The following is an 11,492-nucleotide window of genomic DNA, read 5'->3' on the forward strand; positions in this document are numbered from 1 at the left end:
GTTCAACACCCCACTGTCGCAGGCCCCAAGCAGGTATCTTGTCGTGCGATACCGTTGAAGGCCTGTTCAAAGTCGAGACGAATTGGCGCCACCACATTGCCGTTCTCATCGCGGTAGTTGGGGATATTCAGAAATGCCCCCGCTACTGCTGTACGAAAGGCATTGCTGTCTCTATCACGCCAGGCAACATCCTGAGTTTGCAAGGAGAGAAAGAATCCACGAGCAGCGCCCTCTATCGCCACGGTGTTTGGGTTATCCACAATACTCAAATTGCCAACAGGCAATGATTTGAAGTTGCTAAGGGGAAAGCAGGTTGCGAGGGAGAGAACCTTGCAGCCATTTGACGCAAACAAACTCAAGAGTGCATCGGTGAAGCCAGCCAGATTGCAATCACTGCAGGTCAACTTCTGGCCATTCTCAAGCCCGGATTGCGTCGCGCGAATCGAGTCCGCATTGCCATTGCGGGTAACCAGCCCAGCATCCGCCTGAAGCCTTGTATTGACCGTGACGCCAGCAAGCCCCAGCAGGATGTCTTCGAATATATTGGCCGCCGCAAAAATAGGCCTGGCCGTGCCTTCAATTTTGATTGGAATATTGCCGGTCAGACTTGATATATCGCCAGAAAGATAGCCCTTTGACTCACCAAAACCGACCCGCACCCCGACCACCTCATTGCCGTTATAAGCAAACTCCAGATAAGGATCATTGATTTGGAACGGGTTGACCGTATCATCAGCGTTGACGGTGCCCAGGGCAAAATTGTTGATCAAAATATCGGATGAACCGGCAGCCTCTCCGGCACGGTCATAGCGGCCGAGTTCCAGCTTCCTGATATTCAACTGGGTATTGATATTCAGGCCAAGATTAACGCGGGTGTAATCAATGCCGGCGTTTTGATCTGTCGTCAGGTTAATAAAGGCCTGCCCGGAGATTTTCGACAACTCGTTATCCGCCATCTCGACCATTTGCGCACTCACACTCGCGCTGGCAAAAGCAGCGCAGAGCAATGCCAAGGTTTTTTTCTTAAATCGAGAAACCGAATACATACTGCCTCCAGAGTGCTTACTGACGAAAGCGCGTAGCCTTTTGTCTTGTAATCACTATAAGAAGCACTTAAGCAGAGCGCCCCCAACCTATAGTCGAGGGGTAAACAGCCATAAGCTTGAGGATCGGTGGAGGCTAATGCGCACTGTTACCCATTGCTACATCCCCGGCACGTTGTCCATATCGCTCAAATAACGCCAGCACATGGGCAGTAATCGCGCGGATCAAGGCATTCACGCTCAGTTGCGAGCAATGCTTAAGGCCACTGAGCTTAATACGGTGCAGATGAAGTGACGGCATACGTGCTTCGTACTCGCGCAAGTCGCCCTTGATCAGCACGGGTAGAAAGGTCTCACCCATGGCCTTGTAGCGCTGGATAAGCAACCTCAGCCCCTCATAAAAAGGCAGCTCTTGGGAGGCTACCAGACGATTTTCATTGGGGATTTTCAAATACAGCCCTGAGTGGCCCATGGTTTCGCCCGGGATGATGTAAACCCCAGTGGGCTCAACAGCGTTGGCCGGAATGTCTTGAAACGTGTCGTGCCACGCCTGCTCATCCGGCAGAATCGTGATGCTGCCGTGGTCGCTCTGCGGGACCACAAAGCTGTAATTGCTGTACAGCTTCTCAATGTAAGGTGAATAAACGCACAGGCGATTTTCAAAACGCTGCAAGAATGCAATCGCCTCGCGCCGGTTGGAGATAGCGTGCAAGTCCCAGTCAAGGTCGCCCTGCTGTTCGAGTCCAGCCCAACAATCATCGATCAGAACAGCGGTATTGGCAGGCATAGCAGGCACCACAAGCTGAGATATAGCTTTGCTTATCGCAAAATCAATGCCAGCGAAATCAGCCACTTAAATGCGAAGCAACGCACAGTCTTCAGCCTTTCAGGCCATTTAGACAGTCGTAAACTGCCGCAATCTGTCACTTGCCTGACACCGCGAGTCTATTGCCGACTAATACTGAGCGCCTCTGATCGGTTGTAACGCAAGCGTTTTGCCAACGATGCAGTACAATTGGTGTTTTTCTCAATTGAGCGATTGGCCACTCAATGATTGACCCCAAGCGCGTATTGCGTGCCCTTGCCGAACACTGGACGTTACTTGAGCCGCTTTGCGAGCACTTTGACTCCGGGACCTTGAGCCTGATTGAATTGCGCAGTCAGCTTGCAGCGCAATTACCGGACAGCACTCCAGTCGACATCACCGCGCTGCTCGACCAATGGATTCGGTTGGACATATTGGTGCCGGTCGCTAAAAGCCCGAACCGTTTTGAGCTCAATGCACAGATTCATGACTTCCTGGCCTACCTGCGACGCGAACATCGCTTGGGCTTGTGCCTGGAAATTGAAGCCTACCTGCGCCACCTTGAACGCTTGGCTGGCTATATAAAGGATGCGTTTGAGGTCCGCGACGCCCATGACTTGGCCCGCCAGTTGCGCTTGCTGGATATGCGCGTGCGCGATGTGCTGAAAAAACTGCTGAATGATGAGCAGGCGCTTGTCGCCGTAGCAGACCGCGCCAAGACCAGCGACCGGCAAATCCCGCTACGTCAGCGTTACGCCGAAGTACTGGCGACCTGGGATGAATACGTTGAGCCGATGATCCAACTGGTCGCCGCCGATGGCGCTTTCGAGCAGGGCGTCAATCGGGTTGAGCATGTCTTGCTGCGCCTGCTGAGTGAGCAACAGCGCCTTGGCCAATTAGTCGATGACGATCTGCTGTTACGCACCCATGCCCGTATTCTCGAGATGCAAACCACAGCGCAGCTGACTTTGCGTCGCGCCCGTGAGTTATTACTGCCCCTGCGTGAAGAAGCGCGCAGGCATAACGCCGTGACCCGCGGTGCCGCATTGGCGCTTTCCGCGATTCGCCGTAAAGGGCTTGATGCCGTACCTCAGGCGTCAATGCCGATGTTCAGCCGCCCGCAAAGTACCTTCCTTGGGAGCGCATCGCAGGTGGAGGCTTATGTTTATGCCCTCGCCCGCTTTGAACCAAAACCAGCGCACTTTCCGAAGGCGACCAGCAACCGCAAAGGTCAATCACCTCGCGCACCGCGCACCGCCCGGGAGATGCTCGAACGCTGCGAGCAGGCATTGCCGCTACCCGATCTTATGGTCTGGTTGCTTGAGCAGGAACCCGAAGGTGCAACCGATGAGTTGCTGTACTGGTTCTCACGCTTGTCCCGTGACTCACGTTTCCAACGCGATCGCCTTGAGCGACGCGATTACCTTACCGCCGAGCATCAGGTCAGCCTGAGTTCATTCGCCCTAATTAAAAGTAATGCGGCGTCCAGCAAAGCCGAGAAGAGCAGCCTATGAATATCGACCTTTCCGAACTGAGCCAGTTGGCGCCCGTATTCCGCGAGTTGTTCAAGGGTTACCACGTAAGTCGTCGCGACCCGGAGCTGTATACGCAGCTGTCCAACCAGCAAGATCAATACCGCACCCTATTCAAGGCGCTTGGCTTTGAGCTGACCTGTGACCCCCGTGGTTTCTACTACTTTGTGCCTGAGCAAATCGGTGCTCAGGTCAATAAAACTGCACAGCGTCTGGCCCTGTTCACCTTTATTCTGGTTGAACACCTTGCTGACCAAGGCCGTGACCCGCTGGCCGTGCTGGACGGCGGCAGCCTCGGCCGTGATGAATTGCCCGCGTTGCTGGATAAGTACCGCGACCTGTTCGTCCAGGCAGAAGTAACGACCCAAGAGGAGCTTGAAGAAAAAGTCATGCGCCGTCTTTGTCAGTTGGGTTTTGCCAGCGAAGACAACGGCCTCTATCGCTTCCTCGCACCGATGCACCGCTTCCTCGATGTCTGCCTGTCGGTCCAGCAAGACCGCGACCTGGCTGCCAGCCTGCACAGCAACCTGGCGCTGCCAACGCCAGTCTTGGTCAGCGATGAAGAGGAAGAAATCATTCGCATCAACGAGCCACTGACCGACGCTGACGAAGTGTCCGAAGAACAAGCCATGGCTGATGCCATTGCCGCAGAACGCGCAAACCAGGAGGTTGATGCATGAGCCAGGAACGCTACGGCATTCGCCGTTTTGCCCTGTTAAACACCGCAGGCTACAGCTTGGGCATTTTCCCCCTGGAAAATCCGTTGTCAGTCTACGGCGCCAATAATCTGGGCAAGAGTGCTTCGATCAACGCCCTGCAATTCCCGATTCTGGCGCGTATGTCGGACATGAGCTTCGGCAAGTACAGCCTGGAGCAGTCGCGCAAATTCTACTTTGCCACCGACACCAGCTATATCCTGGTTGAGGTTTCCCTGCCCCATGGCACCCATGTGATTGGTGTGGCAGGGCGTGGCCCTGGTGGCGGTTTCGGTCACCAGTTCTTTGCCTATGCCGGCGAACTGGATCTCGATCATTACCAGAAAAACGGCACCTGTTTGCGCCAGCGCGAGCTGTTTAACAATCTCGAGCGCGAAGGCATCAAGGCCTATGAACTCAAACCGGATGAGTTGCGGCGCTTGCTCGTTGGCGGCCATACCTCGATCCCTCTGGACCTGACGATTATTCCGCTGCGCTCGACCAGTGAGCAGAGCCTGAAAACCTTCCGCGCCCTGTTTATCAACCTGCTGCACATGCGCGAAATCACCGCGGCCAAGCTCAAGCAGCTATTTCTCGATGCCTTCGAGCACAGCTTGCGCTCTGGCAGTGTTGATTACATTGCGGCGACCGAAGAAGCCTTCCGCGACGTGCGTCGCATGGAGCAGGATTACCAGGCACTGGTCACCGCTGGACCGCTGATTGAGGCGCTCTCTGCCGGTGTCGCTCAGCGCGAATTACTGCGCGGCAAGCTGCATCGCTTATCTCCCCTTCTCGACAGCCTGCTTGGTACTTGGCAGGACTACTCCGGCGCTCGCCGCGAGGAACTGGTGATCCAAGCCGAGCACTATCGCAGCGAACAAGATGGCTTGCAGAGCGAACAACGCGGCGGTACCCAGGAACTGATGCGTCTTGAACGCGAGATCAGCGAAATTCAGCGCTGGCTTGGCGAGCTTGATGTACTGACACACCGCTTTGCGCTGGTCGATAACGTGCAAGTATTGGAGCAACAACTGCTGGCGGCCAAGGATGCCCACGACGAACTCGCCGGTGCATTGGCGCAGTCCCGACAGTTCTCCAGTGAAGACCTGGATGAGCGTCTGCGTGATCTGGATAAGCGCCTTAAATCGGTCAAGCAACAGCTCGAGCATGCTGACAACAACAGTTACTCGCGTTTGCGCGAAGAGTTTTCACAGCAGGATGTAGATCGCCTGATGCGCCTGTTCAACGGCCAGCTGTTTAGCCTGCCGTTGGGCGAGAAAGGCATCCACGTTGAAGAGGGTGATGCCTGGGTTAAGTCCCTTGAAGCGATTCTCGATGGCTTCAAAGGCGAGCAGTTTGAAGTCCCTGGTTTGTCGATTAACCTAACACACATCGAGCCCCCTGCTCTGCAGGCACTGGCTGACCGCGCAGCGCTGCGCGACCAGAAGGACCGTCTTGACCGCGAATACAAGCAGCTGAAAACTCAACAGGCCGTTGCCGCTGACCGCGCGGCAAGTAAGTCCCAGGCTGAGCAGCTGTACAAAGACGTACTCGACGCGCAGAAAGCCCTTGAAGACTTCCGCCGCAGTGAAACCCTGGCCGCAGAGAAGCCAACCAAGCTAGAGCAGTTGGCCGTCCACGAGGCCGCTCAGGATGAACTGAAGCGCTCCAGTGACGCCTTCACTGAGCGCGTCCAGCAACTCTCGGCCAAGCTGCAGTTGGTTGGCCGTCAGCTGGCGGACCTTGAAGCGAAAGAACGCACCCTCGAAGATGCATTGCGCCGCCGTCAGCTTCTGCCATCTGATCTACCCTTCGGCACACCCTTTACCGACCCGGTGGATGACTCGCTGGATAACCTGCTGCCGCTGCTCAATGATTATCAAGATGCTTGGCAAGGTTTGCAGCGTATTGATGGCCAAGTGGACGCGCTGTATGCACAAGTGCGTTTGAAAGGTGTGGCTAAGTTCGACAGTGAAGACGACGTAGAGCGTCGCTTGCACTTGCTGGTCAACGCCTATGCCCACCGTCAGGATGAAGCCCTGACCCTGGCCAAAGCCCGCCGCGCAGCCGTCACCGACATTGCCCGCACGCTACGCAACATCCGCAGTGACTACGACAACCTCGAGCATCAACTGGCTCTGTTCAACCGTGAAATCAACAAGCGCCAAGTGTCCAACCTGGAAAGTTTCCGCATTGTGCTGGCGCCCAACAAAGAGGCCCTCAAGCACATTGACCAGATTATCCACAGTGCCGGCCAGTATGAAGAAGGTGAAACCCTCTCGGTGTTTGACCTGACCCAATCCGCCGATCAAGACATCAAAAACGAAGAAGCCAAAGAGTACCTGGCACGTCTGGTGGCGGCTAATCACAACCAACTTGGCTTGAAAGAGCTGTTTGAATTGTCATTCGAGATCACCAAGGTCAATGGCCAGCCGGTGATTCATACCGACATTGACGGCGCAGCGTCCAACGGTACGACCATGACCATAAAGGCGCTGACCAACATGTACCTGTTGCTGCACTTGATGGATCGTGACCAAGCTGGCCGTGTGCGCCTGCCTTACTACCTGGATGAAGCGGCAGATATTGATGAGCGCAACCAGCAAGCTTTGATCGAAACCAGCCTACAACTTGGCTTTGTACCAATCCTGGCGTCGGTTAAGCCGCAGGTTTCAGCCCATGTGGCGATCGACCTTGAAGGTGGCAGTGGCCCCAATGGTATTTATATCGACGAGGCCGACTGGAAGTACATCAGACCGCGCGAAACCACAGTCAAGGTGACACAATCAGTTGCCGATGAAGAAACCGTAAGCTAACGCTTAAAGGACATGTTGCTTGGAATACAGCAGACTTAAAAGACTCTGGCATATCGAAGTACTCGGTGGGCCAGACACCTCATTTTCATGGCTACGCTTATGGCGACGTGTGCGCCGTAGTCGCCCTTGTCACTATTTATTCTGGTTCAGGTTTGCTGATTATCTGGCCAGGAAAAATAACCGCACACTGAAGTCGTTTGCCAAAGGCATCAACAACGGTCTGATAAGTAAACACGGCACCGAGATAATGCTCGGCGCTGAAATCGACGAGGGTCTGGTCATCGGCCATGGTACGGGCATCGTAATCACCAAGGCCGTTCGGATTGGCAAACACTTTACGATCCGGCAGAACACAACCATTGGCACCGACTACAAAAGCGATACGCCGATCACCATCGGTGACTATGTGGATATCGGTGCCAATAGCTGCATTATCGGCAGTGACACCTTTATCGGTGATCACGTCACGATCGGCGCCATGAGCTTCGTCAATAAAAGCATTCCGTCTCATCACACCTATATCACCGACAAAACGTCGCGCTTAATCCCGAAAGGTTGAACGAAAACGGTTTGCTACACATACAACAAGGGCCGCAAATGCGGCCCTTGTTGTATGTCCTGTTTACTTTCTAGGGAGCTGGATTTTCGGTGCCCAGTGCAGCCACTCGTCCTTGGGCTCATCAAACAAGGCGAAGGTCTGCCCGACAGTCGCCTGCTTGCCCATGTCAGGATTATCCGGCGTAGCAAAGGAAACGCCACCTGCCAGCAAGGTCTCAAGCGACTCCGTGCGTAGCTTCACGCCTTTGAACAAGCCTGCCTCAACGCCAATACCAGACGTGTTCCAAAACCGGCTACCGGTATGAACCAGGCCCTTGTAGCGGGGCTCGATCAAAATACTGATCAGCACCCGGTCAGCGGTTGCGCCCAGCTCATAGCTGACCACCTTTCCGACTACCACTTCGCGGTAGGTCACGGGCACACCGATCTTCAATGATCCACGACGTGCTGTACTCAACACCAGACGCAAGCCTTCTTCGTATTCGGCAAAGTTTGGCGGTGCGGTCAGCGCTACAAACTGCGTCTGTTTCTTTTCTTGAGTGTTGCCGGGGGCAACCTCAACGTATTGCCCACGGATCAAGGTGTCGAGGTTATCGACCTGAGTTAAACCAAGCTCCGGTTTAACCACCCAGAATGTGCTCCCCGTGCGCGCAACCCTTGCATCACCTTGGGTAATACGCGCATTAAGCTGCACGGCGCGCAGGTCTTTCGTCAGCTCAAGGCTTTCAATGGTGCCGACGTCCAGGCCTTTATAGCGAATCGCTGCGCCAGGCTTGAGTCCATCCGCGCGATCAACCCGAATGGTTATGGTCGTGCCCGACTTCGTTGCGTCAGCCCGATCCTTATGCAGATTGAACATCTGGATACGCTTGTTCGAGCGGGTGCCACCAAGATCAGCCGTCTCAAAGGCAATACCTCCGGCAATCAGGGTTTGCAGAGACTCGCTCTTGACCTCGATGCCCGATAAACCACCCTTGAGGGTCACGCCGCTGGCGTTCCAAAAGTAGCTGGTATTGTTGACCAGATGGGCATACTCAGGGGTGATATGCACGCCAATCAGCACTTCTTTATTGTTGCGCGCCAGTTGGAAGCTCTGGACTGTACCGGCCTTTAGCTGATGATAGAGAATCGGGCTGCCCACTTCGATGGAGCCAAGATTTTCACTGCGCATCACCAAATGTAGACCAGGCGCACCTAAATCCAGTGGAGGAGCTTTGCTGCGCGCCTCAAACTCACGCGTCGGCGCCCCACCCTTTTCGCCTGGGCGAATGGCGATATAGTTACCTTTGACCAGCGCCTCTATACCCGTGATACCAGCCAGCGAGATTGAGGGTTTAACCACCCAAAACTCGGTCCCCTTAACCAGATAACGCTCGGTTAACGGGTCCAGGGTCAATTCGGCGGTAGCACCTTGCAGGTCATCATTAATCTTCAGTTTCTTCAGGGTGCCGATCTGAATCCCCTTGTACATCACCGGCGTGCGATTATCTTCGAGCCCTTCGAAATCCGGTAGTTTAACCACGACCTTGATGCCAGCCTGAGCGGCGTCGAAGCTGTCATACAAACGAAATGGCTGAGTCGGATCCGTTGCGGGGCTGTCTTTGTGGTCTTCGGCTGTACCAAAGGCAATACCACCGGCGACAATACTGGCAAGTGACTCTGTGCGCAGTTTGAACCCCGATAAGCCAGCATCAATAGTGATGCCGCTGGCATTCCAGAACCGCGTATGTTTGCGCACCAGATTGGCATATTCAGGCTCAATAAAGATGTGGATACGGATAGTCTGTTGATCATCGTCCAGCACATAGTCCTTCACCCGACCCACTTTCAGTTGGCGGTAAAATACCGGGCTGTCTTTATCTATAGAGCCTAAGCGATCGGCCTTTAACGTCAGGTGCAGGCCGGGGGTATCATTGGATAACGGCGGGGCCTCATCGAGGGCTCTGAATTTAAGCGTGGGCTCGCCCTTACCCGGACTCACAGCGATGTAGTTACCTGAAACCAAGGTTTCCAGCCCGGTAACGCCAGCCAAAGAAACACTGGGTTTAACCAACCAAAAACGTGTGCCTTTCAGCAAATGGTCTTCGGCTTCTTTACTCATTTCGATAGTCGCAACGACTTCGTCAGTCTTGCCTTCGCTGTCGAGGCTGACCGCTTTGACCTTACCCACTGAAATACCTTTATAGATAACTTCAGTTTTACCAGCTTCGATGCCTCCACCGCTTGGAAATCTAACCTCAATCATGATCCCGGCTTGATCATAGGCTTTCCAAGCCAACCAACCTCCGATCAATAACGCGATGATGGGTAATATCCAGATCGCCGACCAGTTCGAGGCGGGTCGCTTTTTAGACAAAGGCAAATCATTCATCAAAGTCATCCGTATCCGTGTTGTCCCAAATCAAGCGTGGGTCAAAGGTTAATGCAGCGAGCATGGTCAGGATCACCACACTGGCAAAGGCAACCGCCCCCCACCCAGGTTCAATGGTCGCTAAGTTGCCAAACTTGACCACAGTGACCAAAATCGCGATCACAAAAATATCGAGCATCGACCATCGCCCAATCCACTCGATAAACCGGTACATCAGCATGCGCTGGCGGGGCGACATTGGCTGACGGCGCTGCACTGAGTAAAGCAGTAAACCAATGCCCACCAACTTGAACGTCGGCACCATAATGCTGGCGATGAACACCACTGCAGCGATTGGATACATGCCGTAGTTAACCAGTTCAATAACGCCAGACATAATGGTGTCAGATTGGCCGCTACCCAATGAGCTTACGCGCATAATAGGCAGCACGTTAGCCGGGATATACAAGATCGCCGACGTGATCAGCAGCGCCCAGGTCTGCAGTAAGCTATTGGGGCGCCGTGCATGTACTCTACCGCCGCAGCGTGGGCAGAATTGCTTGTCTGCATCCGTATCAATGGGGATTAGCTTGTGGCATTCATCGCACACCAACAATCCTGCATCAATGGCTCTCACTGACGCCCTCCTCACCGGATAGTCCCTGCCAGATCTGATGTGGCGACATGGTCACTTCAAGCCACACCTGCAACAGCAATAGCCCGACAAAGCACAGCAAGCCAACGCCAAAGGTCAGGTCAGCAACATCTACAAGCTTAACCACTGCCACCAAGATGCCCATGAGGTATACCTCGAGCATGCCCCACTCGCGCATATGATGGTACATGCGATAGAACAACAAGCCGTAGCTGCGCCCAAAGTCGAAACGGATACTGAGCAAAACAAATAACTGAATCAGTAACTTGAACAGTGGAATTACCATGCTGCTCAAAAACACAACAACAGCCACTGGCTGCATGCCGCTGTCATACAAGCCCAGCACACCTGACCAGACAGTATCCTGTGTCTCCTGACCAAGCAGATTAAGCTCGATGATCGGCAGGAAATTCGCCGGGATATACAGCAACAGGGCAGCCAGAACCAATGCCATACTGCGACGTATAACCTGATGTCGATGGCTGTAGAGTTCGTAGCCACAGCGCGGGCACTCGATCTTCTCCCCATCTTCGATAGGTTGGTTGTGCATCAGCAGGTCGCACTCATGGCATGCAATCAGTTGCTCAATCGAATGCCCAGCCCGCGATGTCGCTTCAATCGGCTCCGCCATATATGCCCCTTCACAAAGTGTGGCTAGTGTAAACGACGACTCTTGTCTCAGGTGTTAAACAACGGCTTATCTTCTTGCAAAAGGTGTAGTTAGGATCAAGAGAACTATATGACAGACCTGGTACAAGTCCACAGCTGACGTTCTCGGAGGTCGACGCTGCTTTCAGCCATAACCAGCGGCGAACCCTCCACACCTCGGTGGCCAGGCTGCGCGTTGCCCCCTACGTCACCAGGGCTAAACGCGGTCTCTGGTGGTCGACGCTCTTTTCGGCCACCATCAGCCCCACCACTATCTGCGAACGCTCAACACCTTGGCGGTCTAAACTTTTCTTTGGCGCAAAGTAAAACCCCAGACCATTTTCATGATCTGGGGTTTTGGTATAGGCGCTTGACGATGACCTACTCTCA

The 11,492-nt window shown here is 54.1% G+C and carries 10 protein-coding genes; 4 read left to right on the plus strand and 6 right to left on the minus strand.

The window, feature by feature from the left end:
• Window positions 1–2: 2 nt before the first annotated feature.
• Both AACY09_RS21785 and AACY09_RS21790 read right to left on the minus strand, forming a co-directional pair.
• A complete protein-coding gene (locus AACY09_RS21785; protein ID WP_339491009.1) occupies window positions 3–1,046 on the minus strand; it encodes a DUF6160 family protein in 1,044 nt (347 codons plus the stop codon).
• A gap of 133 nt (window positions 1,047–1,179) precedes the next feature.
• Window positions 1,180–1,830 carry a hypothetical protein gene (locus tag AACY09_RS21790; protein ID WP_339491010.1) on the minus strand — a complete coding sequence of 217 codons (651 nt, stop codon included), beginning with the start codon at window positions 1,828–1,830 and terminating at the stop codon, window positions 1,180–1,182.
• A gap of 263 nt (window positions 1,831–2,093) precedes the next feature.
• On the opposite strand from AACY09_RS21790, the gene mksB reads away from it, so the two are divergent.
• Genes mksB through AACY09_RS21810 form a run of 4 tightly spaced genes read left to right on the plus strand, consistent with a single transcriptional unit; the run spans window position 2,094 to window position 7,450 of the window.
• On the plus strand, window positions 2,094–3,362 hold the full coding sequence (gene mksB, locus AACY09_RS21795) for an Mks condensin complex protein MksB (protein WP_339491012.1): 1,269 nt from the start codon (window positions 2,094–2,096) through the stop codon (window positions 3,360–3,362).
• Window positions 3,359–4,060, plus strand: coding sequence for an Mks condensin complex protein MksE (mksE, locus tag AACY09_RS21800; RefSeq protein WP_339491014.1), 702 nt, complete (start codon window positions 3,359–3,361; stop codon window positions 4,058–4,060). The genes mksB and mksE overlap by 4 nt, the downstream gene beginning before the upstream one ends.
• Window positions 4,057–6,891: an Mks condensin complex protein MksF gene (mksF, locus tag AACY09_RS21805; protein WP_339491015.1), complete on the plus strand. Its 2,835-nt coding sequence runs from the start codon at window positions 4,057–4,059 to the stop codon at window positions 6,889–6,891. Before mksE ends, mksF begins: the two co-directional genes overlap by 4 nt.
• A gap of 19 nt (window positions 6,892–6,910) precedes the next feature.
• On the plus strand, window positions 6,911–7,450 hold the full coding sequence (locus tag AACY09_RS21810; RefSeq protein ID WP_339491016.1) for a serine acetyltransferase: 540 nt from the start codon (window positions 6,911–6,913) through the stop codon (window positions 7,448–7,450).
• A 63-nt stretch (window positions 7,451–7,513) separates the two neighbouring features.
• On the opposite strand, the gene AACY09_RS21815 is transcribed toward AACY09_RS21810, so the two are convergent.
• From AACY09_RS21815 to AACY09_RS21830, 4 genes are all read right to left on the minus strand, one after another.
• Window positions 7,514–9,820, minus strand: coding sequence for a PqiB family protein (locus tag AACY09_RS21815; protein ID WP_339491017.1), 2,307 nt, complete (start codon window positions 9,818–9,820; stop codon window positions 7,514–7,516).
• Window positions 9,813–10,436, minus strand: a complete 624-nt coding sequence (locus tag AACY09_RS21820; protein ID WP_339491018.1) for a paraquat-inducible protein A — start codon at window positions 10,434–10,436, stop codon at window positions 9,813–9,815. Before AACY09_RS21820 ends, AACY09_RS21815 begins: the two co-directional genes overlap by 8 nt.
• Window positions 10,423–11,085, minus strand: coding sequence for a paraquat-inducible protein A (locus tag AACY09_RS21825; RefSeq protein ID WP_339491019.1), 663 nt, complete (start codon window positions 11,083–11,085; stop codon window positions 10,423–10,425). Before AACY09_RS21825 ends, AACY09_RS21820 begins: the two co-directional genes overlap by 14 nt.
• A 220-nt stretch (window positions 11,086–11,305) precedes the next feature.
• Window positions 11,306–11,492: hypothetical protein (locus AACY09_RS21830; protein ID WP_339491021.1), on the minus strand; the 187-nt coding region annotated here is incomplete at its 5' end.

The organism is Pseudomonas sp. EL_65y_Pfl2_R95, assembly GCF_963971045.1.
GTDB lineage: Bacteria > Pseudomonadota > Gammaproteobacteria > Pseudomonadales > Pseudomonadaceae > Aquipseudomonas.